Source organism: Streptomyces sp. JLSY215 (genome assembly GCF_059682825.1).
Map to the genome: position 1 here is coordinate 3,235,523 of NZ_CM185022.1, position 23,673 is coordinate 3,259,195.

Here is a 23,673-nt window from a genome sequence, read left to right on the forward strand (position 1 = left end):
CGGACGCAGAGCGGCGGCCGGGCCGTATCGCCGTACGGGGAGCCGTTCCGGCCATTTCCGCCTCCCTCCACTCGTCGATGCATATGCCTCTCAGGCATGCGCCCCCGCCCCGGTCAGGCCGGACACTTGTTCCCGTCCCTCCCCGGTCGCACTCCCACCCCCTGTGTGCGCCCCCGTGCTCCTGGCCCGTGGGTTAGGTCACGCTTACCTCGCGTTCCGCTCGGGCAATAAGGACCGTAGGCTCGTGTGATGGCGCGCCCTTGACCTCCACCCTCCGCCGACCCTCCGAGGACGGATTCCGCCATGCCTCGTCCGACCGCCACCCAGCTCGTCTACGGTTCGGCCACCGTTTTTCTCTCCACCCTCGCGATGCTGCTGCTCTCGCAGACGGAGACGGGTATCGGGGTCGCGGTCATCGCCATCGCCGGGCTCGGGCTCGGGCTCCTGGTGGCCATGACGGTCCCGATGCCGGGGTTCGCCCGGGTGGTCCGCCGCCCCGCCCGGCGGGGCAAGTCGCCCGCCGCGCCCGCTCCGTTGCGGGCGGTGCCGGCCCCCTTCGAGTCCCGGGTCCACGAGCACTCGGGCTGAGGCCGCGCGAGCCGCGGGCCCCTCGGCCCCGGGCGGTTCGTTCCTCAGGCCGTCGAGACGACCACCGTCTTGGCGGCCTTGTCGTGCAGACACTGCTGATACGGCTTGTCCCAGGTGCACCACAGGACGTTGACCAGCCAGAAGATGAAGCCGCAGCACGGCACGATCTCCGGCAGCGTATAGACCGCGGCCCGGATCCAGCCCGCCTGCCCGGCCGGTACCGCGCCGTTCGAGAGCATCGCGACCCGGATCTTCATCGCCATCTTGCCGACGGTCTGCCCGCGGCTGGTGAGCATCAGCCCCTCGTAGAGGAGATACACCAGCATCGTCACACCCGAGACGGTGGCCTGCTTGCTGGTCTCGACGCTGCTGGTGCTGGTGTAGTTCACCCAGCCGACGATCAGGTTCATGATCACGGTGACCGGTACGCCGATGATGATCGCGTCGATGATCCGCGCGACCAGCCGGCGGCCGCGGTTGGCCAGCGGCGGCATCCCGGCCAGCGGATCGGCCGCACCGTAATCGCCGCCGTAGGGGTTCTGGGCGTAGGGGCTCTCGGAGTACGGCCGCCCGGACTGCCGGCCGCCGCCCTCGTCACCCGTACCGCCCTGCGGGGGGCCACCGGCCTGCGGGGAGCCGTTGGCGGGACCGCCGCCGGCCGCCGACGACGCCGGCGGAGGTGGATTCTTCCGGAACGGATCGTTCTCCGGCGGTTCACCGGAGCCGGGGCCCGGAGGCTGATCGCTGCTCATGGCCCGAGTCGAACGCCTCGGGCGGCCCGCCGCATCCGGCGAAGTCCGTTCGGGGGACGCCCTCGGCGAACAGACCTCAAACGGGCCACGGGGGCGCGTCCGTTCGCCGGACACGCCCCCGCGTTCGCCTCAGGTGAGGCTCCGTCAGTCCGAGGCGCTCGCCGCGTCCGAGGCCACGAAGGTCCGCGCGAGCTTGTCGTGCCAGCACTGCCGCCACGGCTGGTCGAACACGCACCACACGACGTTGACGATCCCGATGGCCAGGACCCCCAGCACGCTGTAGCAGAACCAGCGCTTGAGGGCCGCGCCGAGGGCCGGGGTGTCATGGCCCTCGATGTCCAGCACCCGTACCCCGCACAGCTTCTTGCCGAGCGTACGGCCCCACTTGAGGGTCGGCAGGACCTCGTAGAGGCCGCCGCCGATCAGCAGGACGGCCAGCACGATGGCGAAGATCGGGGTGGTCGTACCGTCGAGCAGATAGACCGTCACCTGACGGCCGGACTGCTTGGCCGCCTCCACCTTGGCGTCGATGTGGTCCGTGACCGTGCCCCACTGCGGGACGGCGACCGCGGCCGTGATCGCACCGAGCACCGCGGAGTCGATCAGGCGGGCCGCGAGGCGCCGGCCGAGACCGGCCGGATGGCCCTGGGCGGCCTGCGCGGCCGCGAAGAAGACATCGGCGGACGGCGGCTTCCAGGGGATGACGCCGTCGGCCCCGGGGGCGGCACCGCCCTGCGCCGGGAAGCCGGCGGGCGGGGCGGACGCCTGCGGGGGCTGTCCGGCCCGGCCCGGGAAGCCCTGCATACCGGGGGGCTGCTGGGCCGGGCCGCCGTGCTGCGGCGGACCCTGCTGTGGGGCGGCCTGCTGCGGGGCGGCCTGCTGCGGGGCGCCGACGGACGGCAGGGACTGCGGAGCGGCGTTCCCGGGCGGGGCCTGCTGCGGCGCGGGCTGCTGGGCGGACTGCGGGGCGGCGCCGCCCCGCGGCAGACGGAACGCCATCGTCTGGTTGCCCTTGGCGGGCGCGTCGGAGCCGCCGGGTTCGGCGGTGCCGCCGGGGCCCGGACGGACCGCGCGGATCGCGGTGGTGCCGTGGTCGGCGGGGGCCCCGCGGTTGGGCTTGACGGCGCGGATCGCGGTGGTGCCCTGGTCGGGGGCGGACCCCCGCCCGGCGTCACGGCCCGGCTTGACCGCGCGGATGGCGACCGTCCCGTCGGCGGGTACCCCGGGCTTGCTGAGCGAGGGCCCGGTGGACGACGGCGTACCGGCCGGATCGCCGGACTCCGCGGCGGTCTGCTCCTCGCGCTGCCCCGGCACCGCGCCCCAGGAGGGCGCGCCGGACGGCGTACCGGCGGGTGCCTGGCCGGACTCGGGCGAACCCCAGGAGACCCGGTGGTCGCTCTCGGCGCCGAAGCCGCCCTGCCGGGAGGCGTCGGCCTGCCAGGCGGAGGCCGGTTCCGGGCTGGTGCCGTGCAGCCGGGCCGGATCGTCCCAGCTCGCGACGGCGGGCTGCGCCCCGACCTCGCCGCCCTGGCGCACGGCGGGCAGCTGGGCGCCGCCGGTGTCCTCGTCCAGGAAGACCGGACCGGTCTCCTCAAGAGCGGGTGCCGGGGCCGCGCCGGGCGGTGGGGCGGGCATCGCCTCGCCCTCGGCCGGGGCGGGCCGGCTGGTGCCCGGCACCCATGCGGCACCGTTCCAGTACCGGATGTAGCCGGGAATCGACGGGTCCGGGTAGAAGCCTGGCGTGGGGCTGTCGCCGGCGGATCCTGAGGTAGGGGCGCTCATGTCCGAAGTCCCGTATCTGTACTCGGCCTGGTGGGTGTTGGGGTGCAGTCTGCCGCAACGCAGCGTCCACATCTATCAGACCCCGGGTTGCATCTGTGCGGATGCCCGGCCACGAACACCTGGAAGAGGCCCGGGAAAAAAGTTGTGCGAAGTCGTGTAAGAGTCCGGCGGGTGGCGCCTCTCTCCTTGTACGGGCCCGTCATGGGTGCCGTACAGAAGCAGGAAGCGAAGAGAGGCGGACGCGATGCAGACCGTGGTGGAACGAGAACTCGAACTGGGCCTGGTGCTGTCGCCGGAGCGCAGTATTCCGGTGCCGGCCAGGCTGACGTACCGGACGGATGACCCGTACGCCGTCCATGTCACCTTTCACGTCGGTTCGGATGCCCCCGTGCACTGGACCTTCGCCCGGGAGCTGCTGGTCGAGGGCGTCTTCCGGCCGTGCGGCGAGGGGGACGTGCGGGTGTGGCCGACGAAGGCCGCGGGGCGCAGCGTGGTCTGCATGGCGCTGTCCTCCCCGGACGGGGACGCGCTGCTGGAGGCGTCGGCCGCGGCGGTCTCGGCCTGGCTGGAGCGCACGCTGCGGGTCGTGCCTCCGGGCTCGGAGCAGGGGCATCTGGGCATCGACAAAGGGCTGAGCGAGCTGCTGGCAATGGCGCCGCGGGACGAGGGGCGGACGGGTGATTCCTGGTCGCCGGAGGAGTTTCCCGAGGCCGGGGCGTAGGGCCGGTGGGCGCGGCGGTGGCGGCCTTAGGACGGGCCCTGGGGTCGGTCCGGTGGGTCAGGGGCGGGCCCGGCCACGACCCACCGGACAGGCCCTCAACCCCGGTACGTCTCCAGCAGCCGCAGCCACACCTCGCTGATGGTCGGGTATGCGGGCACCGCGTGCCAGAGCCGCTCGATGGGGACCTCGGCGGCGACCGCGATCGTCGCCGAGTGCAGGAGTTCGCCGACGCCGGGGCCGACGAAGGTGACGCCGAGCAGGACCTCGCGGTCCAGGTCGACGATCATGCGGGCGCGGCCGCGGTAGCCGTCGGCGTACAGGGAGGCGCCGGCGACCGCGCCGAGGTCGTGGTCGACGACGCGGATGCGGTGGCCGGCGCGTTCGGCCGCGACGGCGGTCAGGCCGACGGACGCGGCTTCGGGGTCGCTGAAGACGACCTGGGGGACGGCGGCGGTGTCGGCGGTGGCGGCGTGGGCGCCCCAGGGGCCGTTGTCGAGGAGGGGGACCTGGCGGGCACGGGCGGCGAGGGCGGCGCCCGCGATGCGGGCCTGGTATTTGCCCTGATGGGTCAGGAGGGCGCGGCGGTTGACGTCGCCGGCGGCGTAGAGCCAGTCGCCCGGTACGTCGGTCACCCGGCAGGTCTCGTCGACCTGCAGCCAGGAGCCGGGTACGAGGCCGACGGTCTCCAGGCCCAGGTCGTCGGTGCGCGGGCCGCGGCCGGTGGCGATCAGCAGCTCGTCGGCGATGATCTCGTCGTCGGCGTCCAGGACGATGGTGACCGGGCCGCCCGGTGCCTCGCGGCGGACCTCGCGCACCTCGACGCCGGTGCGCAGGAACACTCCGGCCTCGGCGAGGGATTCGGCGACGAGGTGTCCGGCGAACGGCTCCATGCGGGGCAGCAGTCCGTCGCCGCGGACGAGGAGGGTCACCGAGGCGCCCAGGGCGCGCCAGGCGGTGGCCATTTCGACGCCGACGACGCCGCCGCCGACGACCACGAGGCGGCCCGGGACGCTCTGTGCGCTGGTGGCGTCGCGGCTGGTCCAGGGCTTGGCTTCGGCCAGGCCGGGGATGTCCGGGACGACGGCGCGGCTGCCGGTGCACACCGCGACCGCGTGCCGGGCGGTGAGGATCCTGCCGTCGACGGACACCCGGCGGGGCCCGGCCAGCCGGGCGTGCCCCCGTACGAGGTCGATGCCGACCGAGTCGAGCCAGCGGACCTGCCCGTCGTCCTTCCAGTGCGCGGCGATGGCGTTGCGGTGGGCGAGGACGTCGGGTGCGTGGAGGGGGCCGGCCGCGGCGTCCGCGAGGCCGGGGACGCGGCTCGCCTCGGAGCGGGCGGTGACCGGGCGCAGCAGGGCCTTGCTGGGCATGCAGGCCCAGTAGGAGCATTCACCGCCGACCAGTTCGCTCTCCATGATCGCCACGCTCAGTCCGGCGGCGTGGGCGCGGTCGGCGAGGTTCTCGCCGGTGGGCCCGGCACCCAGCACCAGGACGTCGTACGTGTCAGCTGCGGCTTCGGACGCCCGGGGGGCTTCGGTGGCTGCCATCGGCTCGTCGCTCTCCCTGCGTGGGCGGGGTGGCCCGGCGGGCCCTTGGGGACATCCTCGGCCCCGGGAGCCGTCAGCGCATCCGGCGTTCGACCGCTTCCTTGGCCTCGGCGAGCCCGGAGCCGGTCGCTTCGCGGTGCACCTTGATCGCCTGGATGGTCTTGCCCTGTGCCAGCAGCGCGTCGATCTCCTGGAAGGCGGGGTCCTCGGGCGGCCCCTCGACGCCGTGGTGCGCCAGCAGGAGGTCCACCTTCCGCTCCAGCAGCTGGAGCCTGCGGTCCATGGCCTTGACGCGGCGGTCGTTGCGGGAGGTGGCCATGCCGACGGTGCTGGTGATGGCGATGACGGCGAGGGCTATCCCGGGAATCAGAGTTTCCATGCAGGAAAGTCTACGGCGGCGGGCGGGTCATGATCGCCGGGGCGGCCCGGACCGCATCGGACGCGCCCTCAGAACAGCTTGCCCGGGTTGAGGATGCCCAGGGGGTCGAAGACGTCCTTGATGCCGCGCTGCAACTCCAGGCCGACCGGGCCCAGTTCGCGGGCCAGCCAGTCCTTCTTCAGGAGGCCCACGCCGTGTTCGCCGGTGATGGTGCCGCCCAGTTGGAGGCCGAGGGCCATGATCTCGTCGAACGATTCGCGGGCGCGGCGGGATTCGTCGGGGTCGGCGGCGTCGAAGCAGACGGTGGGGTGGGTGTTGCCGTCGCCGGCGTGGGCACAGACGCCGATGGTGAGGTCGTATTTCGCGGCGATGGCGGCGGTGCCGTCGAGCATTTCCGCGAGCCGGGAGCGCGGTACGCAGACGTCGTCGATCATGGTGGCGGATTTGACCCGTTCCAGTGCGGTGAGGGTCAGGCGCCGGGCCTGCAGCAGCAGGTCGGATTCGGCGGCGGTCTGGGCCGGGACGACGTCGGTGGCGCCGGCGGCCGTGCACAGGGCGCCGACGGCGGCGAGGTCGGCGGCGGGCTCGGGGGTGTCGAAGGCGGCCAGCAGGAGCGCTTCGGTGGTGTCCGGGAGGCCCATCCGGGCCATGGCGTTGACCGCGCGGATGCTCGTACGGTCCATGAGCTCCAGCAGGGAGGGGGCGTGGCCGCGGGCCATGATCTCGCAGACGGCCTCGCAGGCGGCGGCGACGGAGGGGAACTCGGCGGCCAGTGCGAGCTGTTGGGGCGGTTCGGGCTTGAGGGCGAGGACGGCGCGTACGACGATGCCGAGGCTGCCCTCGGAGCCGACGAAGAGGCGGGTGAGGTCGTAGCCGGCGACGCCCTTGGCGGTGCGGCGGCCGCAGGTCAGCAGCCGTCCGTCGGCGAGGACGACGTCGAGGCCGAGGACGTATTCGGCGGTGACCCCGTATTTGACGCAGCACAGGCCGCCGGAGGCGGTGCCGATGTTGCCGCCGATGGAGCATTCCTCCCAACTGGAGGGGTCCGGCGGGTAGTAGAGGCCGTGTTCGTTGACGGCGCGGGAGAGGGTGGCGTTGACGACGCCGGGCTCGACCACCGCTATCCGGTCGACCGGGTTGATCTCGAGGATGCGGTCCATCTTGACCAGGGAGAGCACGATGCAGCCGTCGGAGGCGTTGGCGGCGCCCGACAGGCCCGTACGGGCTCCCTGGGGGACGACGGGGACGCGCAGCGCGGTGGCGGTGCGCATGACGTGCTGGACCTGTTCCACGGTGCGCGGCAGGACGACGACGGCGGGCGTGCCGGCTTCGCAGAAGCTCGCCATGTCGTGGGCGTAGGAGCCGGTGACATCGGGGTCGGTGAGCACGGCGTCCGCGGGGAGGCCGGCGCGCAGTCGCGCGGTGAGGTCCTTGAGGTCCATACGGCCAGCGTCGCATCCGCGGGCGCCGGGCGGAAGATCACGCCGGGTGGCGGTGGCGGCGCGTCTCTTCCCTTGTGCGGGCGGGGCGGCTACGGTGCGCGCCTCCGCAGCCGGTGAACGCGGGCCGGTGGTCCGTATGCGGAGGTCAGCGGTCCGTACGCGGAGGTCGGCGGTCCGTACGCGGAGGTCGGCGGTCCGTATGAGGACGTCGGCGATCCGTACGAGGAAGCACGGGAAAGGCGGCCCATGCGTATGCGCTCAGGTCCCTCGCGGACGTCGGGGAGCGGAAGGAGGCGGGCGGGGCTGTGCGGTGCGGTGCTCGCGGCGGGGTTGCTGGTCGCGGGCGGCGGCCCGACGGCGCTGGGGCAGCCCGCGGCGGACGGCGGGCGCGGCACGGCGGGGCGGTCGCTCACCATTCTGATCAGCAATGACGACGGCTACCGGCATCCGTATCTGGAGGCGCTGCGGGCCGCGCTGGTCAAGGCGGGGCATCGTGCGGTGGTGGTGGCGCCGGCGGAGGACATGTCGGGGCGCGGGACCGGCATGACGTTCTCGCCGGGGGCGACGCTGCGCGCCGAGCGGACCGCGCCGGATGTGTGGGCGGTGAGCGGTTCGCCGGGCGATACGGTGGCGTTCGGGTTGCAGCGCGTCTTCACGGACCGGCCGCCGGACCTGGTGGTCTCCGGGGTCAATGCGGGGCCCAACGCGGGTCCGACGGCGGGGCATTCGGGGACGGTGGGGGCGACGCTGGCGGCCGCCGACGCGGAGGTGCCGGCCATCGCGGTGAGCGCGGGCTACGACCTGAGCGATCCGCGGAATCCGTTCCCGTCCGTGGCGCAGGCGGCGGCGTTCACGGTGCGGACGGTCGAGCGGCTGGCGGCGACGGCGCGGGGCGGGCCGCTGCTGCCGGAGGGCACCGCGCTGAACATCAACTATCCGGCGCATCCGGGCGGCAAGGTGGCGTTCACCAATATGGGCCGGGCGCGCACCGTCACGGCCAACTACGACCCGGACCCGGCGAGTTGCCCGACCTGCTACAAGGTGCGGCTGGGCCTGGACCCGCAGGCGCCGGAGAGCGTGCCGGATGCGGACACCGCGGCGCTGGCCCGTAACGAGGTGGCGGTCTCGCTGCTGACCGGCGACTGGGGCGCGCACGGTTTCGCGGGGCGCGAGCGCGGGCCGTCGCGGGAGGAGGCGCGGCGGACGGCCGCGCGGCTGTACGGGCTGACGCCGTAGCGGGGCCCGTCGGGGGCCGTCGTTGGGGCCGTGGGGGCCGCCGACGGCCCCCACGGCCTTGGGGTGCCTCAGAGGTTTCCGCGGCGCTCCTGCTCGCGCTCGATGGCTTCGAAGAGGGCCTTGAAGTTGCCCTTGCCGAAGCCCATGGAGCCGTGCCGTTCGATCATCTCGAAGAAGACGGTCGGGCGGTCCTGGACCGGCTTGGTGAAGATCTGGAGCAGGTAGCCGTCCTCGTCGCGGTCGACCAGGATCTTCAGTTCGCGCAGCGTCTCGACGGGGACGCGGGTCTCGCCGGCCCAGTCGCCGAGGGTGTCGTAGTAGGAGTCGGGGGTGTCGAGGAACTGGACGCCGGCCGCGCGCATGGCCCGTACGGTGGCGACGATGTCGTTGGTGGCCAGGGCGATGTGCTGGACGCCGGGGCCGCCGTAGAACTCCAGGTACTCGTCGATCTGCGACTTCTTCTTGGCGATGGCAGGCTCGTTGAGCGGGAACTTCACCTTGCGGGTGCCGTCGGCGACGACCTTCGACATCAGGGCGGAGTATTCGGTGGCGATGTCGTCGCCGACGAACTCCTTCATGTTGGTGAAGCCCATGACGTTGTTGTAGAAGGCGACCCACTCGTCCATCTTGCCGAGTTCGACGTTGCCGACGCAGTGGTCGATGGCCTGGAAGCGGCGGGGCACGGGGTCGATGATCGGCTCGGCGGCGACGAAGCCGGGCAGGTAGGGGCCGTCGTAGCCGGTGCGCTCGACGAGGGTGTGGCGGGTCTGGCCGTAGGTGGCGATGACGGCGCGGACGACGGTGCCGTGCTCGTCCTTCTCCTCGTAGGGCTCCGTGAGGCCGGTGGCGCCGTGTTCGACGGCGTAGGCGTAGGCGGCGCGGGCGTCGGGGACCTCGATGGCCAGGTCGATGACGCCGTCGCCGTGGGCGGCGACATGGTCGGCGAGGAAGCGGCCCCAGTCGGTGGCGGGCTTGATGACAGAGGTGAACACGAAGCGGGCGCCGCCGGATTCGAGGACGTAACTGGCGGTCTCGCGGCTGCCGTTCTCCGGGCCGCTGTAGGCGACGCGGGTCATGCCGAAGGCGGTGGAGTAGTAGTGGGCGGCCTGCTTGGCATTGCCCACGGCGAAGACGACCGCGTCCATCCCCTTGACCGGGAAGGGGTCCGCCTTTCGGGCCGCGGCGGGGATGGTGGGCTTTGTGTGCATCGTGGTGTCTGCCATGGCGGAAGAGTCCCTCCGATCCACAAGGTGCGCAATAGTTTCCGTATCTACTGGGCATTACGTATAGCGGCCGGGCGGTTTTGCCGGGCTATCTGTACATGATGACCATCGAAATCGGAGGAGCCGGCGATGGCGATCGATCATTTGGACGGGGCGCTGCTGGAGCTGCTGGCGCTCGAACCGCGGATCGGGGTCCTGGAGGCGTCGCGGCGGCTGGGGGTGGCGCGCGGGACGGTGCAGGCGCGCCTGGACCGGCTTCAGTCGAATGGAGTGATCAGGGGCTTCGGTCCGGATGTGGACCCGGCCGCGCTGGGCTATCCGGTGACCGCATTCGCCACGCTGGAGATCAAACAAGGGCAAGGAAGCGCCATCCGCGCCCATTTGGCGACCGTTCCCGAGGTGCTGGAGCTGCATACAACGACGGGACATGGGGACATGCTCTGCAGGCTCGTTGCGCGTTCGAACGCGGATCTGCAGCGTGTGATCGACCTCGTTGTGGGTTTTGATGGCATTGTGCGGGCTTCGACGGCAATTGTTATGGAAAACCCGGTTCCGTTGCGCATCATCCCCCTGGTGAAGCAAGCATCGGGGGACTGACCGAGGAGAGCGCCGAGTGAGCTTCTGGGAGTATGTCGGCACCCGGCACGCCCAGCTGCTGACGGATACGTATCAGCACGCCAGCGCGGTCTTCCAGTGCATGGTGCTCGCCACCCTGCTGGGAGTGTTCATCGGCGTCGTCACGTACCGCAGCGAATGGGCGGGCAGTCTCGCCACCACATCGACCGCCACCATCCTGACGATCCCGTCCCTCGCCCTGATCGGTCTGCTGATCCCCGTCGTCGGCCTCGGCGTCCCCCCGACGGTGATCGCGCTGACCCTGTACGGCCTGCTGCCGGTGGTCCGCAACGCCATCGTCGGGCTGCGCGGGGTGGATCCGGCGCTGGTGGACGCGGCCAAGGGGATCGGGATGTCGCGCCTCGCCCGGCTCGTCCGCGTCGAACTGCCGCTGGCCTGGCCGCCGATCCTGACCGGCATCCGGGTCGCCACCCAGATGCTGATGGGCATCGCCGCCATCGCCGCCTTCGCCTCCGGCCCCGGCCTGGGCAACGAGATCTTCCGCGGCATCGCCTCACTGGGCAGCGCCAACTCCCTCAACCAGGTGCTCGCCGGCACCGTCGGGATCGTCATCCTCGCCCTCCTCTTCGACGCCGCATACGTCCTGCTCGGACGTCTGACCATTTCCAGGGGGATCCGTGCCTGAACCGTCCGGGAATGAGACGCCGCGAAGCGGCTCGTTGAGGGGTGGTGGTCGGGAGAGGGGCCGGCCCAGCGCGAAGAACACCGCGGAGGCGACCACCACCGGCGCCCGCATCCAGCTGGAGAGCCTGACGAAGATCTATCCGGGCACCCCCGGCCCCGCGGTCGACAACGTCGACATGGAGATCAAGGCCGGCGAGATCGTGGTCTTCGTCGGGCCCTCCGGATGCGGCAAGTCCACCACCCTGAAGATGATCAACCGGCTGATCGAGCCGACGTCCGGACGGATCCGGATCGGCGACGAGGACGTCACCGACATCGACCCGGTCAAACTGCGCCGCAAGGTCGGCTACGCCATCCAGGCCTCCGGCCTCTTCCCGCACATGACGGTGGCCCAGAACATCGCCCTCGTACCGAAGATGATCGGCTGGTCCAGAAGCAAGGTCGACGCCCGGGTCGAGGAGATGCTCGACCTGGTCGGCCTGGACCCCGGCGAATTCCACGGCCGCTACCCCCGCCAGCTCTCCGGCGGCCAGCAGCAGCGCGTCGGCGTGGCCCGCGCGCTCGCCGCCGATCCGCCGGTCCTGCTGATGGACGAGCCGTTCGGCGCGGTCGACCCGATCACCCGCGACCACCTCCAGGACGAGCTGATCCGGCTCCAGCACGAGCTCCACAAGACCATCTGCTTCGTCACCCACGACTTCGACGAGGCCATCAAGCTCGGCGACCGCATCGCGGTGCTGCGCGAGCGCTCGCACATCGCGCAGTTCGACACCCCCGAAGCGATCCTCACCAACCCCGCGGACGATTTCGTCTCCGGTTTCGTCGGCGCCGGCGCCGCACTCAAGCGCCTCAATCTCACCCGCGTCCGGGACGTGGGCGTGGTCGACTTCCCGACCGCCTCCGTCGACGACCCCCTCCAGGACATCTTCGACCTGCTGCGCAACGGCTCCACCAACGAACTGCTGCTGCTCGACCGCAGCCGCCGCCCGTACAAATGGCTGCGCCGCGGCGACCTCGCCCGCGCCAAGCAGTCGCTGGCGCGGGCCGGGACGCTGGTCACCGACACCGTCACCCGGGACGCCACGCTGCGCGACGCCCTGGAGGCGGTGCTCACCGACAACGCCGGGCGGGTCGCGGTCACCGGGCGGCGCGGGGAGTACACCGGCGTGGTCGACATGGAGACGCTGATGAACAACGTCCATGAACTGCTGGAGGCGGACCGGCTGGAGGCCCTGGAGCACCAGCACGAACTCCAGGAACGCCGCCACCACGAGACGCAGCTGGCCCAGGAAGGCCTGGACGGCGGTGCGGACGGCGCCTCGGGGGTCAAGGCATGACCTCCCGCGGCAGCGCCGGCTCGCCGGGCGGCGGACCCGAGCGGCCGCCGGGCCGGCACGACGTGGACGGGCTCGCCCACCTCGACGACACCGACATGCAGGAGCGGGAGACGGCCACCGGGGAGGCCCCCGTACGGGCCCCGGCCACCGGAGCCCGCCGGATCAGCTGGCAGAAGTGGACCTTCATGCCGGTGTTCCTGGTGGCCGCGCTGCTCACCACCTGGCTGTGGTTCCGCGGCGCCCGGCTGGACTCCATCGCCCACCAGGCGGTGGACAACGGCAAGGTGTGGCTGGCGCTGCGCCAGCACATCCAGCTGACCGTCATCTCCACCTTCTTCGTACTGATCATCGCCATCCCGCTGGGCATCGCGCTGACCCGCGCCAAACTGCGCCGGCTCGCCCCCCTCGCGATGGCCTTCGCCAACCTCGGCCAGGCCATTCCCGCGCTGGGTCTGCTGATCCTGCTGGTCATCTGGCTCGGCATCGGCGCGCGCTCCGCCATCGTCGGCATGGTGATCTACGCCGTGCTGCCGGTGCTGGCCAACACCATCACCGGGCTGCGCGGTATCGACCCGACGCTGACGGAGGCGGCCCGCGGCATCGGCATGTCCCCCACCGGCGTCCTGACCAAGGTCGAACTCCCCCTGGCCGTACCGCTGATCCTGGCGGGTGTGCGCACCGCGCTCGTCCTGAACGTCGGCACCGCGACGCTGGCCACCTTCGGCGGTGGCGGCGGCCTGGGCGACCTGATCTCGGCGGGCATCATCACCCAGCGGATGCCCGTACTGATCCTGGGCTCGGTGCTGACCGTGGCGCTGGCGCTGCTCGTCGAATGGCTGGCCTCGCTGGCCGAACTGCTGCTGCGGCCGCGCGGCCTGGAGGGGACGAACTGATGGCGCTGCGCCGAACGACCCTCCCCCAGCCACCGCTGGGCGGTGCCCCCGGCCCGCGCGCCCGTACGGCCGCCGTCGCGCTGGCCGGTCTGCTGCTCTGCGCGGCCGCGCTGAGCGGCTGCGGGCTGGTCAGCGGCAGCCCGATGACCGACGACGTCAAGCCCGGCACGGTCGGCCGGGGCCTGCCGCTCAAGGGCGCCACCCTCACCGTGACGTCCAAGGAGTTCACCGAGAACATCATCCTCGGCCAGATCATGGGCCTGGTTTTCAAGGCGGCCGGCGCCACCGTCATCGACAAGACCAACATCCAGGGCACCATCGGCGCCCGCGAGGCCGTACGCACCGGCACCGCGGACGGCATGTACGAATACACCGGCACGGGCTGGATCACCCACCTCGGCCACACCAAACCGATCCCCGACATCCACCGGCAGTGGGTGGCGGTGCGCGACGCGGACCGCCAGAACGGCATCGTGTGGCTGCCGCAGTCCAGCCTCAACAACACCTACGCGCTGGCGCTGAACGCCGCCAACCTCAAGAAGTACCCGGTCAAGAACCTCTCGGACGTCGCGGCGCTGCTGAAGAAGGACCCCGGCGCGGTCCGGCTGTGCGTCGAGAACGAATTCGCCACCCGCAACGACGGGCTGCCCGGTATGGCGAAGACCTACGGCATGAACATCCCCTCCGGCAACATCCGCAAGATGACCGGCGGCGTCGTCTACACCGAGACCGCACAGGGCACGTCCTGCATCTTCGGCGAGGTCTTCACCACCGACGGACGGATCGGGGCGATGGGCCTGAAGGTCCTCGCGGACGACAAGCACTTCTTCCCGAACTACAACGCGGCACCCGAGATGAACGCCGGAACGATGAAGAAGTACCCCCAGATCGCCCGGCTGTTGGCGCCGGTCACCAAGGCGCTGAACAACCGCGTCGCCCAGGAGCTCAACCGCAAGGTGGATGTGGACGGCGAGGATCCGCACGAGGTCGCCAAGGACTGGCTGATCAGGGAGGGGTTCATCAAGGAAGGCGGCGGATAACACCAAAAGAGTCCGGGCACCCCCAAGATCACGTATGGTTCATGCTGCTCAAAACGAACATCTGTGGCATCGCCACAGCAAAGACCGCAGCAGTGACCACACAGGGGGAAGGAAAACTCCATGAAGGCATCCCGGATAGTCCGGCGCCGCCTCGCCGGTGCCGCCACCGTCGCCGCGCTGGCCGTCGCCGGCACCCTGGCCGCCGCACCCACGGCCTCGGCCAAGGCCAATCTGCTGGCCATCGACAAGGTCTCGCTCGCCAAGCCGGGCCTGCAGCTGAACCTCACGTACTCCTGCGACACGGGCGTCGACCTGCAGATGGTCGGCTACGCCTCCAAGGTCACCACGTCGGCTCCCCAGCAGCGCAACGCCACGGGAGCCCTCAAGGCCGGCACGCTCACCTGCGATTACGACAGCCGCAAGGTGCAGCTGAAGCTGAACCCGGTCGACAAGGGCTTCGTGAAGGGCGACAAGGTGAAGGTCACCGTCTTCTACTTCGACAACAACGGGGCCTTCAGCGCCAGCGAGGAAGCCACCGCGGTTCTCTGAGCGGCGGCCCTGCGGGCACCGCGCCCGCCACCCGGGCCCTCAACTCCGCTATGTGGGGCAACTCGGCACGCTGACCCCGGAGTTGAGGGCCTTCAGGGCGTCGAGCGCGCCCCCCAGAGTGGTGACGGGAATCAGCCGCATGCCCCGGGGCAGCTCGGCGCGGGCGTCCGCGCACTCCTGCCGGGGGACCAGGAAGACGGTGGCGCCGTCGCGGTGCGCCGCCTGGGTCTTGAGCGGGACGCCGCCGACCGCGCCGACCTTGCCGCCCTTGGTGATGGTGCCGGTGCCCGCGATGATCCGGCCGCCGGTCAGATCGCCGCCCTTGCCGTCGCCGGCCAGCTTGTCGACGATGCCGAGGGCGAACATCAGCCCGGCGCTGGGCCCGCCGACGTCCGCCAGGCTCAGCTTGACCTTGATGTCCTTGGGCGATTTGCCCAGCCGGCCCAGCGCCGCGGCGGTGGCGGTGTCCTGCGACTGCCGCATCTGCCGGGCGTTGTGCTCCGCGATCTCCTCGGTGTTGCTGCCCACCGGATAGACCGCCTCGCGCGGCATCGCCGCCTCGTCCGGACGCCACCATGCGCGCAGGACGTCCGAGAGATGGACGGAGGCGTCCGGGCCGGTGGCGACGATGGTGGTCATCCGCAGCTGCCCCTTCGTGCTGCGGGTGCCGGCACCCGTGACGGTGATCACCGGTTTGCCCTTGTCCGCGCCGAGCACATCGGCCGTCATTCCCGGATAGGCGACCGAATACGGCAGCGGGGCGAGGGCCGCGGTGAGGAGGAGGGCGAGAACGAGGGCGGTGCAGAGCACCAGGGCCCGGACGCGTGCAGACACCCCGCCAGCCTAAATGACCCCAGCCCCACCGGCCCCTTACGGCGCTACGGCCTCACCACTCGGCCACGGCGCCTTCACAGGTCGGCGCAGTCCCGGGCACCCCGGCGTCACCGCAGGGCCTCGGACACCTCCCGGGCCGCCTCGACCACCCGTGGCCCGATCCGCTCCGAGACGGTGTCGGCGAGCATCACCACGCCCACGCTGCCCTCGATGCCGCTCACCCCGAGCAGCGGCGCCGCCGCCCCGCTCGCACCGGCCTCCAGCTCCCCGTGGGTCAGGGCGAGTCCGGCGTCCTGGGTGTGACCCTGGCGGGCCTTGAGGATGGCCCGGCCGGCCGCGCCGCGGTCCAGCGGATGACGGAAGCCGGCGCGGTAGGCGACGTGGTAGTCCGTCCAGGTGGGCTCGACCACGGCGACGGCCAGCGCCTCGGTGCCGTCGACGAGGGTGAGGTGCGCGGTGGCCCCTATGTCCTCGGCGAGCGAGCGCAGGGCGGGCAGCGCCGCCTCTCTGACCAGCGGATGCACCTGGCGGCCCAGGCGCAGCACTCCCAGGCCGACTCTGGCCCGGCCACCGATGTCGCGGCGCACCAGAGCGTGCTGCTCCAGGGTCGCCAGCAGCCGGTAGACGACGGTGCGGTTGACGCCGAGCTTGTTGGACAGCTCGGTGACGGTCAGCCCGTGGTCGGTGTCGGCGAGAAGTTTGAGGACCCGCAGTCCCCGGTCAAGCGTCTGGGAGGTCTCCGCGGTCACGACGCCCCCTCCTGGTTTCAGTGGCGGCGCTCCTGCGCGACGCGCTGCATGTCCCGATGCAGTGCGCCCAGAGGCCGCCGGCCGCATGGCACCGGCTGCGCTCCGCGGCGGCGCTGCCACGGGGCGTGTGCGTGACCGGGACAGTAGCGAGCAAGTCCGGTCAGCGGAAGAGTCCGTCCAGAATCCGGGCTCGGGCGCCCGGAACATCCCGGATGATCCCGGGAATGACGGAGGGCGGCGCACCGTCTTCAGGTGCACCGCCCACTGGGTGAGACGAGGAGCGGCCGGCTCACCGCATCCGCGTGGCCCACTCCCGTACCTTCTTGATCCGCTCGTTCAGCTGCCCGGCGGTGGCCTCCGCGCTCGGCGGCCCGCCGCACACCCGCCGCAGCTCGGTGTGGATCACGCCGTGCGGCTTACCGCTCTGGTGCACATACGCCCCGACCAGCGTGTTCAGCTGCTTCCTGAGCTCCAGCATCTCCTTGTGGCTGACCACCGGCCGCCGCTCGGCGGGCAGCTCCAGCAGATCGGCCTCGGCGTCCGGCTTCTTCCGGCTGTGCGCGATCTGCCGGGCCTGCCGCTTCTGCAGCAGCATCTGCACCTGGTCGGGCTCCAGGAGCCCCGGAATGCCGAGGTAGTCCTGCTCCTCCTCGCTGCCGGCGTGCGCCTGCATGCCGAATTCGGCGCCGTCGTAGAGGACCCGGTCGAAGACCGCCTCCGACTCCAGCGCCTCGAACGAGAACTGCTCCTGCTCCCCGGTGTCCTCGTCCTGCTCCTTGTTCGCCTCGTCCATTTCCTTCTCGGACTCGGCGTAGGGGTCTTCCTCCCCGTCCTTCTTGGGCTTGTCGAGCACATGATCGCGCTCGACCTCCATCTCGTTGGCGAAGCCGAGCAGCATCGGGACGGTCGGCAGGAAGACGGAGGCGGTCTCGCCGCGCCGCCTCGACCGTACGAAACGGCCCACGGCCTGCGCGAAGAACAGCGGCGTGGAGATGGTCGTCGCATACACCCCGACCGCCAGCCGCGGTACGTCGACGCCCTCCGACACCATCCGCACCGCGACCATCCACCGGTCCTCGGACCCCGAGAAGTCGTCGATGCGCTGCGAGGCGCCGGAGTCGTCGGACAGCACCAGGGTGGCGCCCTGCCCGGTGATCTCCCGGATCAGCTTGGCGTAGGCGCGGGCCTGCTCCTGGTCGGAGGCGATGACGAGGGCACCCGCGTCCGGAATGGACTTACGGACCTCGGTCAGCCGCTGGTCGGCGGCGCGCAGCACATTGGGCATCCAGTCGCCGCGCGGGTCGAGGGCGGTACGCCATGCCTGCGAGATGGCGTCCTTGGTCATCGGCTCGCCGAGCCGGGCCGCTATCTCGTCACCGGCCTTCGTCCGCCAGCGCATGTTGCCGCTGTAGGAGAGGAAGATGACCGGCCGGACGACGCCGTCGCCCAGCGCGTTCCCGTAGCCGTAGGTGTAGTCGGCGGAGGAACGGCGGATGCCGTCGTTCCCCTCCTCGTACGTCACGAACGGGATCGGGTTGGTGTCGGAACGGAACGGCGTACCGGTCAGCGCCAGGCGCCGGGTGGCCGGCTCGAACGCCTCCAGACACGCCTCACCCCAGGACTTCGAGTCACCGGCGTGGTGGATCTCGTCCAGGATGACCAGGGTCTTGCGCTGCTCGATGCGGTTGCGGTGCAGCATCGGGCGGACGCCGACACCGGCGTAGGTGATCGCGATGCCGTGGTACTCGCGGCCCAACGGGCCCGCGCTGTACTCCGGATCGAGCTTGATGCCGATCCGGGCCGCCGCCTCCGCCCACTGCTTCTTGAGGTGTTCGGTCGGCGCGACGACCGTCACCTGCTGTACGACGTGGTGGTGCAGCAGCCACGACGCGAGGGTGAGCGCGAAGGTCGTCTTACCGGCGCCGGGCGTCGCGACGGCGAGGAAATCTCTGGGCTGCGTCTGGATGTACCGGTCCATGGCCGCCTGCTGCCATGCGCGCAGCTTGTTCGCGGTACCCCAGGGTGCCCGCCCCGGGAAGGCCGGGGACAGGTGGTGGCTGTTGGTGGCGCTGGTGGTGGTAGTCACGGTCTCCGTCGGGCTCAGTCGGCGATCGGCAACCGGCCCAGCCTAGCGGCTGGTCTCTCCCACGTTGTCGGCCGTCCCGCCGCTCCGCTGCGCTTTGCTTGGGCCGAAGTTTTGGCTTTCCCGCCGTGGTGGTTGGTCGCCGTTGCGCCTGCGGCGGGCGTGGGTTTGTCGGGTGCGGTGCCACCCCTCCGGACTTCGTCCTGCGGGGTGGCCCCTCCCGTGAGTGGGTGGAAAAGGCCGGTGGGGGCGGCCCTTTCGCGTCGGCTCACTGTGACGGAATCCACAGGCCGCACCTGACCATCGACATCCACCCCCACCGTCTTCCCCCCACCCCCAACGGGGAGGGGCCGGGCCGCAGGACGGAGTCCGGAGGCCCGGCCCCGCAGCCGAACAGCCTCGCGCAGCGACCACAGCCCGCCGCAGGCGAACCCAGAGAAACCCCCACGGCGGGCAAGCCGACTACGTGGGGCGCAGACGAAGCGCAGCGAAGGCACCCACCGTCGCGACCACGGCCATCGCCGCGAACACGGCGACGAAGGCCACCGGGTGTCCCGGGGCGGCGGCCGAGGCCTGGGCCGCACTCGTCGCGATGTGGCCGCCGCCGCACGCCACGAACAGCACGCCGCTCACGCCGACGAACGTGACGTTGCCCAGCGCGTCGGCCATCTGCAGCGAAGCGGAATGGCTGCCCGCGTCCTCGGGGCGGGACAGCTTCAGCAGCAGGACGCCGCCGCTGGAGATGTTGAGCCCCATGCCGAAGCCGCCGAGCGTCCAGGCCACCGCGACGATCCAGACCGGGACCCCGTCGAGCAGCGCCAGGGGAACCATGAGGATGGCGGCGGCCAGGAAGGCCATGCCCAGGGCCATCAGTCGCTCGCGGTGCGGTTCCAGGCGGGGGCGGCTCTGTACGTACGAGCCGAGTGCCCAGGTCAGGCCGCCGCCGGTGAGGGAGAGGCCGGCGAGGGTGGCGGACAGGCCGCGCTGGGTGACCAGCATCAGCGGGATGAAGCTCTCGGCCGCCACCAGCGACCCGGCGGCCAGGCCGCGCAGCAGGATCACGGACGGCAGACCGCGCGCCGCCCGGAAGGTGCCGCGCGGCAGCAGGCGGACGATGGCCGGCACCAGCAGCGCCGCCCCCGCGGCGGCGGGCAGCAGCGCGGGCCAGGACGGGTGCTGGCCCGCGTACTGGAGCAGACAGGCGCCGGCCGCGACGGCCAGCGCGAGCAGACAGCGCCGGCTGCCCAGGATCTGCCGCGCGCCGTGGCCCGCGCCCGGCTCCGTACGGGGCAGCTTGCGCAGCGCCGGGAGCATCACCGCGAGCGGCAGCAGTATCAGGACGGGGATGGAGAGGAAGACCCAGCGCCAGCCGAGGTGTTCGGTGACGGTGCCGGAGACCAGCGGGCCGACGATCACCGGCACCACCCAGGCGGCCGAGAACGAGGCCATGACCGCGGGGCGCAGCCGTTCGGGGTAGGCGCGGCCGACCACGACGTACAGCGAGACGATCACCAGTCCGCCGCCGATGCCCTGCACGCCGCGGCCCGCGATGAACATCCCCATGGTTCCCGCGCCGCCCGCGATCAGCAGCCCCGCGCCGAACGCGGCGATCCCGGTGAACAGGGGGGCGAGCGGCCCGCGCCGGTCGCTCCACTCGCCCGACAGCGCCATGGCGAAAAGGCTCGCCGTGAAGAAGGCGGAGAAGCCGAAGGCGTAGAGGCCGATGCCGTCGAGGGCGCGGGCGGCGACCGGCATCGCGGTGTTCACCGCGCTCGCCTCGAAGGCGACGAGCGAGATGACGGAGATGATGCCGAGGGTCAGCGCGCGGTAGGGGCGGGACAGGACCCCGCCGTCCTCGGCACGGTCCCGGTCCCGGCGGGGGCGGGGCAGGGCGGGGCGGTCGCCGGGGGCGGCGACGTCGGTGTCGCCCGGGTGGGGGTCCGCGCGGTCGCCCGGGTGGGGGTGGTCAGCGGTCATCGGGCAAGCGTAAGAGCCGTAGACCGGCTGCGCCCCTGTCCGGGGGCGGGGATGAGGTCGGGCTTTGGTCGTAGTCGCGGCCGGTCGGTCATGGGGTGCGCGGCGGGCCTCCCGCGCGATGGCTCGAAACCGTACGGCCGCCGATGACAGCCGTGTGAACGCTCCATGCCAGGGCCCGGGAAGTCATGGACTCCTCGGCCCGCCCGCCTTAGCCTCGTCCGCCGTTGCCGACAATCGAAGGAAGACGAGGTAACTCCTGTGCAGACAAGGCTCTTTGGGGCGCCCGGCAGACCGCGCGGCGGACGCCGCGGACGGCGGCTCGGGGCGCGCGCCGGTGCGGGCCTGACCGCCCTGCTCCTCGCCCTCCCCGCCTCCCTGGCGCTCGCGCCCGCCGCGCAGGCGGCGCCGATACCGCCCGCCCCCGGCCACCGGCTGGTCCCGCAGTACGAGGGCGCCCCGGCCACCGCCGACCCGCTCCCGGCCGGCCAGGCCCTGCCGCAGCACCCCTACCTGGCGCCCAACGGGCGGGCCGGGATGCACGGCGACGGTGCGAGCAGCGACACCCACCCCTTCCCCGGGCCGCTCGGCGCCAACCCGGCCGTGACCAGCGAGAAGATGGCGGCGCTGGGCGGTGAGTGCGCCACCGTCACCTTCGACTCCGCGGGCCGGATACTGACCGTCTGCGGCACCTTCCAGGGCTTCCGGCTCAAGCTGCTGGACCCGACGAGCCTGGCCACCCTCGCCGAGTACAAACTGCCGCAGCGCCCGTCCACCATCGAGGCCATCACCCGCCTCGACTTCTCCAAGATCTTCAAGGACACCTCGGGCGGCGCCTACTTCTACCTCGACAACAAGGACCGGGTCGTTCTCGCCGACTCCCGCCAGCACGTCCTGCGCCTGTCCCACTCCCGGGCGGCCGACGGATCCTGGCACTTCACCCTCGACGACGACTGGGACCTCACCCCGTACGTCCCGCACGACTGCGTCGGCTGGACCAACCTCTACCCGCGCGGGGAATGCGATCCGGTCACCTCCGTCCAGCCCGACTGGGACGGCCGGATCTGGTGGGTGACCCGTAAGGGCCGGATCGGCACCATCGCTCCGGACAGCGGCGCGGTACGCACCACCCAGCTGCCCGGCGAGGAGATCCAGAACAGCTTCTCGGCGGCCGAGGACGGGGTCTCCATCGTCTCCGACCACGCCCTCTACAGCCTGCGCGCGGACGCCGACGGCACCCCGCGCGTCCAGTGGCGCCGGACCTACGACCGCGGCACGGGCGGCAAACCGGGCTCCATCAACCAGGGCTCCGGCACCACCCCCACCCTCCTCGGCGACGCCGCCCACCCCTACGTGGCCATCACCGACAACGCCGACGACCGGATGAACGTCCTGGTCTACGGCCGCACCGGCCCCGACGCCGGCCGTCTGGTCTGCACCGTTCCGGTCTTCGGCGCCGGCGCCTCCACCACCGACAACTCCCTCATCGGCTACGGCAACAGCCTGGTCGTCGAGAACAACTACGGCTACGAGAACGTCACCTCGCTCCTCCTGGGCAAGTCGGTGGTCGGCGGCATCACCAGGGTCGACATCCGGCCGGACGGCAGCGGCTGCGACACCGTCTGGGAGAGCAAGGAACGCGCTCCCTCCAGCGTCGCCAAGCTCTCCACCGCCAACGGCCTCCTCTACTTCTACACAAAGGACCCCAACCGCCTGGGCATCGACGCCTGGTACCTGACCGCCGTCGACTTCCGCACCGGCCACACCCGCTTCAAGCGCCTGACCGGCACCGGGCCGCTCTACGACAACAACTGGGCCCCGATCACCCTCGGCCCCGACGGCACCGCCTATGTCGGCGTCTTCAACGGCCTGGTCGCGGTCCGGGACACCCCGCCGGAATCCTGAGCCCCCCGCCTCATGGAGGGGCCGTCCCCCCCTTCATGAACCCCGTGTTGCAGCCTCATGGCAGCCGGCCCGAAACCCTTGCTCCACCCCCGGTCTCCCGCCGTACTGTCATGACACACCGCATCAACCCGGCCGTGTGCCCGAGTGGTTCAGGGGCTCGCCTGCAAAGCGAGTTACGTGGGTTCGAATCCCGCCACGGCCTCCATGGCTTCGATCAGGAGCGACTGAGAGCAGGAGCGTGTGAGGGGCCGGCTTCCCCTGGGGAAGCCGGCCCCTCGGCCGTTCGCGTCCCGGTTTCCGTTTCGGACGAGCCCACTACTCGCCGGCCGGCTTGGTCGTCGTGGTGGGCGTGGTCGTGCCCGTGGTGGTGGGCGTGGTGGTGCCCGTGGTGCCCGTCGTCGTGGACTCCTTACCTGTGGTGGGCGTGGTGCTCGTGGTGGTGGGCGTGGTGCTCGTGGTGCCCGTGGTGGTGGGCGGGTTCCCCGTTGTTGTAGGAGGGTTTCCGGTCGTACCCGTCGTCGTGGGCGTGGTGCCCGTGGTCGTCGGCGTGGTCGGCGTGGTCGGCGTGGTGCCTGGGGTGGTGGGTGTGGTGGGTGTGGTGCCCGGAGTGGTCGGCGTCGTCGGCGTCGTCGGCGTCGTCGGTGTGGTCGGCGTGGTCGGCGTCGTCGGTGTGGTCGGCGAAGTCGGCGTCGTCGGCTTGCTGGGAGTGGTGCCCGAGCTGGCGGACGACTGGCCCGTAGCGCTGGTAATGCTCGAACCGGGCGAATTAACAATCTGATTCAAAGTGGCATTCGTCTGATTGGTCACTTGGTTTATCACTGTCTGCGACAGTCCGAGGCTGGCCGCCTTGGCCTGCGACGCCGCTACGCCCTGCGCCTTCGCCGCCGCCGGGGAGGCGCCTTTGCTCCGCGCCGCTTGCGCCGCACTCGCTCCGGCAGCTACGGCGGCAGCAGCTCCGCCACTTCCGGACGATCCCGATGACGCCCCACCGGTGCAGGCCGTGCCACCTACGGAGAACGGCCCTGTGCCCGAAACTGTGGCGGGCCCGAGGCTGCCGTTGGCGGAGGATTTCGCGGCCGCCCCACCGGGAGAAACGGTGAACGATCCATTGGGTGCAAAGTTCGAGCCCGTCAGAGTATTTCCTGACACCCGGCAACTCTGTTCCGGGGCAGCGGCAGAAGCCGGCGTAGTGGAAATGGCGGACACCCCTCCGGCCAGCGCAATCGCCGCGGCGAAGCTCAGCGCGATTTTCTTTCTCACGGGATTCCCCTTTCAGCACAGTGCTTACGATGTCGCCCGCGTGCGATCGTGAGCAGCTGGCCAAAAGCAGGGCGTAACGCTGACGCAACGACAGAAACGGCAGCAACTGCGCGTAATGC

At 71.5% G+C, this 23,673-nt stretch carries 22 protein-coding genes and 1 tRNA gene; 13 read left to right on the top strand and 10 right to left on the bottom strand.

Translation table 11 applies throughout. The annotated features are described in order from the left end of the window. Positions 1-303: 303 nt before the first annotated feature. Positions 304-588 carry a hypothetical protein gene (locus tag AC5677_RS14425; protein WP_497195444.1) on the top strand — a complete coding sequence of 95 codons (285 nt, stop codon included), beginning with the start codon at positions 304-306 and terminating at the stop codon, positions 586-588. A gap of 44 nt (positions 589-632) precedes the next feature. Here the strand turns inward: AC5677_RS14425 and AC5677_RS14430 are convergent, their stop codons facing one another. Beyond that, positions 633-1,340, bottom strand: a complete 708-nt coding sequence (locus tag AC5677_RS14430) for an RDD family protein (protein ID WP_497195445.1) — start codon at positions 1,338-1,340, stop codon at positions 633-635. Positions 1,341-1,484: 144 nt separating this feature from the next. Further along, a complete protein-coding gene (locus tag AC5677_RS14435) occupies positions 1,485-3,122 on the bottom strand; it encodes an RDD family protein (protein WP_497195446.1) in 1,638 nt (545 codons plus the stop codon). A gap of 244 nt (positions 3,123-3,366) precedes the next feature. Here AC5677_RS14435 and AC5677_RS14440 point away from each other — a divergent pair, with 244 nt between their 5' ends. Then, positions 3,367-3,843, top strand: a complete 477-nt coding sequence (locus AC5677_RS14440) for an SsgA family sporulation/cell division regulator (RefSeq protein ID WP_497195447.1) — start codon at positions 3,367-3,369, stop codon at positions 3,841-3,843. Positions 3,844-3,938: 95 nt separating this feature from the next. Here AC5677_RS14440 and AC5677_RS14445 read toward each other — a convergent pair whose 3' ends face one another. From AC5677_RS14445 to AC5677_RS14455, 3 genes are all read right to left on the bottom strand, one after another. Then, entirely contained in the window at positions 3,939-5,390 is a 1,452-nt protein-coding gene (locus tag AC5677_RS14445; protein WP_497195448.1) for a dihydrolipoyl dehydrogenase family protein, read from the bottom strand. Between the two features lie 73 nt (positions 5,391-5,463). Continuing rightward, positions 5,464-5,769: a hypothetical protein gene (locus AC5677_RS14450; RefSeq protein ID WP_497195449.1), complete on the bottom strand. Its 306-nt coding sequence runs from the start codon at positions 5,767-5,769 to the stop codon at positions 5,464-5,466. A 68-nt stretch (positions 5,770-5,837) separates the two neighbouring features. Beyond that, positions 5,838-7,211: an FAD-binding oxidoreductase gene (locus AC5677_RS14455; RefSeq protein ID WP_497195450.1), complete on the bottom strand. Its 1,374-nt coding sequence runs from the start codon at positions 7,209-7,211 to the stop codon at positions 5,838-5,840. A 252-nt stretch (positions 7,212-7,463) separates the two neighbouring features. On the opposite strand from AC5677_RS14455, the gene surE reads away from it, so the two are divergent. Next, positions 7,464-8,447: a 5'/3'-nucleotidase SurE gene (gene surE / locus AC5677_RS14460; RefSeq protein WP_497195451.1), complete on the top strand. Its 984-nt coding sequence runs from the start codon at positions 7,464-7,466 to the stop codon at positions 8,445-8,447. A 68-nt stretch (positions 8,448-8,515) separates the two neighbouring features. Here the strand turns inward: surE and hppD are convergent, their stop codons facing one another. Then, on the bottom strand, positions 8,516-9,670 hold the full coding sequence (hppD, locus tag AC5677_RS14465; protein WP_497195452.1) for a 4-hydroxyphenylpyruvate dioxygenase: 1,155 nt from the start codon (positions 9,668-9,670) through the stop codon (positions 8,516-8,518). Positions 9,671-9,799: 129 nt separating this feature from the next. Between hppD and AC5677_RS14470 the strand changes: the two genes are divergently transcribed. From AC5677_RS14470 to AC5677_RS14495, 6 genes are all read left to right on the top strand, one after another. After that, positions 9,800-10,267, top strand: coding sequence for an Lrp/AsnC family transcriptional regulator (locus tag AC5677_RS14470; protein WP_497195453.1), 468 nt, complete (start codon positions 9,800-9,802; stop codon positions 10,265-10,267). 16 nt (positions 10,268-10,283) lie between these two features. Next, positions 10,284-10,931, top strand: a complete 648-nt coding sequence (locus tag AC5677_RS14475; RefSeq protein ID WP_400061840.1) for an ABC transporter permease — start codon at positions 10,284-10,286, stop codon at positions 10,929-10,931. A 34-nt stretch (positions 10,932-10,965) separates the two neighbouring features. After that, positions 10,966-12,267 (top strand): betaine/proline/choline family ABC transporter ATP-binding protein, encoded by a 1,302-nt coding sequence (locus tag AC5677_RS14480; RefSeq protein WP_497195454.1) that lies wholly within the window; start codon positions 10,966-10,968, stop codon positions 12,265-12,267. Positions 12,268-12,362: 95 nt separating this feature from the next. Then, positions 12,363-13,160, top strand: coding sequence for an ABC transporter permease (locus AC5677_RS14485; protein ID WP_497196620.1), 798 nt, complete (start codon positions 12,363-12,365; stop codon positions 13,158-13,160). After that, the gene (locus tag AC5677_RS14490) at positions 13,160-14,200 is read left to right on the top strand and encodes a glycine betaine ABC transporter substrate-binding protein (RefSeq protein WP_497195455.1); all 1,041 of its coding nucleotides are present in this window, start codon (positions 13,160-13,162) and stop codon (positions 14,198-14,200) included. Before AC5677_RS14485 ends, AC5677_RS14490 begins: the two co-directional genes overlap by 1 nt. A gap of 120 nt (positions 14,201-14,320) precedes the next feature. Beyond that, positions 14,321-14,749 carry a hypothetical protein gene (locus tag AC5677_RS14495; protein WP_497195456.1) on the top strand — a complete coding sequence of 143 codons (429 nt, stop codon included), beginning with the start codon at positions 14,321-14,323 and terminating at the stop codon, positions 14,747-14,749. 48 nt (positions 14,750-14,797) lie between these two features. Here the strand turns inward: AC5677_RS14495 and AC5677_RS14500 are convergent, their stop codons facing one another. The 4 genes from AC5677_RS14500 to AC5677_RS14515 all read right to left on the bottom strand — a co-directional run bounded on the left by AC5677_RS14500 (position 14,798) and on the right by AC5677_RS14515 (position 20,392). Then, the gene (locus tag AC5677_RS14500) at positions 14,798-15,583 is read right to left on the bottom strand and encodes a S16 family serine protease (RefSeq protein WP_497195457.1); all 786 of its coding nucleotides are present in this window, start codon (positions 15,581-15,583) and stop codon (positions 14,798-14,800) included. Positions 15,584-15,690: 107 nt separating this feature from the next. Continuing rightward, positions 15,691-16,332: an IclR family transcriptional regulator gene (locus tag AC5677_RS14505; RefSeq protein ID WP_497195458.1), complete on the bottom strand. Its 642-nt coding sequence runs from the start codon at positions 16,330-16,332 to the stop codon at positions 15,691-15,693. Between the two features lie 289 nt (positions 16,333-16,621). Continuing rightward, positions 16,622-18,418, bottom strand: a complete 1,797-nt coding sequence (locus AC5677_RS14510; RefSeq protein ID WP_497195459.1) for a DEAD/DEAH box helicase — start codon at positions 18,416-18,418, stop codon at positions 16,622-16,624. A gap of 459 nt (positions 18,419-18,877) precedes the next feature. Beyond that, a complete protein-coding gene (locus AC5677_RS14515; RefSeq protein ID WP_497195460.1) occupies positions 18,878-20,392 on the bottom strand; it encodes an MFS transporter in 1,515 nt (504 codons plus the stop codon). Positions 20,393-20,734: 342 nt separating this feature from the next. Here AC5677_RS14515 and AC5677_RS14520 point away from each other — a divergent pair, with 342 nt between their 5' ends. The 4 genes from AC5677_RS14520 to AC5677_RS14535 all read left to right on the top strand — a co-directional run bounded on the left by AC5677_RS14520 (position 20,735) and on the right by AC5677_RS14535 (position 23,606). Further along, a complete protein-coding gene (locus AC5677_RS14520) occupies positions 20,735-22,294 on the top strand; it encodes a hypothetical protein (protein WP_497196621.1) in 1,560 nt (519 codons plus the stop codon). Positions 22,295-22,424: 130 nt separating this feature from the next. After that, positions 22,425-22,499, top strand: a tRNA-Cys gene (locus AC5677_RS14525). 126 nt (positions 22,500-22,625) lie between these two features. After that, positions 22,626-23,072, top strand: coding sequence for a hypothetical protein (locus AC5677_RS14530; RefSeq protein WP_497195461.1), 447 nt, complete (start codon positions 22,626-22,628; stop codon positions 23,070-23,072). A 246-nt stretch (positions 23,073-23,318) separates the two neighbouring features. Next, a complete protein-coding gene (locus AC5677_RS14535; protein WP_497195462.1) occupies positions 23,319-23,606 on the top strand; it encodes a hypothetical protein in 288 nt (95 codons plus the stop codon). The last annotated feature ends 67 nt before the right edge of the window (positions 23,607-23,673 follow it).

What these genes read in the sequence shown, in the direction of transcription:
- AC5677_RS14425 (WP_497195444.1), top strand. Translation starts at nt 304, where the DNA reads ATGCCTCGTCCGACCGCCACCCAGCTCGTCTACGGTTCGGCCACCGTT.
- AC5677_RS14430 (WP_497195445.1), bottom strand. Translation starts at nt 1,340, where the DNA reads ATGAGCAGCGATCAGCCTCCGGGCCCCGGCTCCGGTGAACCGCCGGAG.
- AC5677_RS14435 (WP_497195446.1), bottom strand. Translation starts at nt 3,122, where the DNA reads ATGAGCGCCCCTACCTCAGGATCCGCCGGCGACAGCCCCACGCCAGGC.
- AC5677_RS14440 (WP_497195447.1), top strand. Translation starts at nt 3,367, where the DNA reads ATGCAGACCGTGGTGGAACGAGAACTCGAACTGGGCCTGGTGCTGTCG.
- AC5677_RS14445 (WP_497195448.1), bottom strand. Translation starts at nt 5,390, where the DNA reads ATGGCAGCCACCGAAGCCCCCCGGGCGTCCGAAGCCGCAGCTGACACG.
- AC5677_RS14450 (WP_497195449.1), bottom strand. Translation starts at nt 5,769, where the DNA reads ATGGAAACTCTGATTCCCGGGATAGCCCTCGCCGTCATCGCCATCACC.
- AC5677_RS14455 (WP_497195450.1), bottom strand. Translation starts at nt 7,211, where the DNA reads ATGGACCTCAAGGACCTCACCGCGCGACTGCGCGCCGGCCTCCCCGCG.
- surE (WP_497195451.1), top strand. Translation starts at nt 7,464, where the DNA reads ATGCGCTCAGGTCCCTCGCGGACGTCGGGGAGCGGAAGGAGGCGGGCG.
- hppD (WP_497195452.1), bottom strand. Translation starts at nt 9,670, where the DNA reads ATGGCAGACACCACGATGCACACAAAGCCCACCATCCCCGCCGCGGCC.
- AC5677_RS14470 (WP_497195453.1), top strand. Translation starts at nt 9,800, where the DNA reads ATGGCGATCGATCATTTGGACGGGGCGCTGCTGGAGCTGCTGGCGCTC.
- AC5677_RS14485 (WP_497196620.1), top strand. Translation starts at nt 12,363, where the DNA reads ATGCAGGAGCGGGAGACGGCCACCGGGGAGGCCCCCGTACGGGCCCCG.
- AC5677_RS14490 (WP_497195455.1), top strand. Translation starts at nt 13,160, where the DNA reads ATGGCGCTGCGCCGAACGACCCTCCCCCAGCCACCGCTGGGCGGTGCC.
- AC5677_RS14495 (WP_497195456.1), top strand. Translation starts at nt 14,321, where the DNA reads ATGAAGGCATCCCGGATAGTCCGGCGCCGCCTCGCCGGTGCCGCCACC.
- AC5677_RS14515 (WP_497195460.1), bottom strand. Translation starts at nt 20,392, where the DNA reads ATGACCGCTGACCACCCCCACCCGGGCGACCGCGCGGACCCCCACCCG.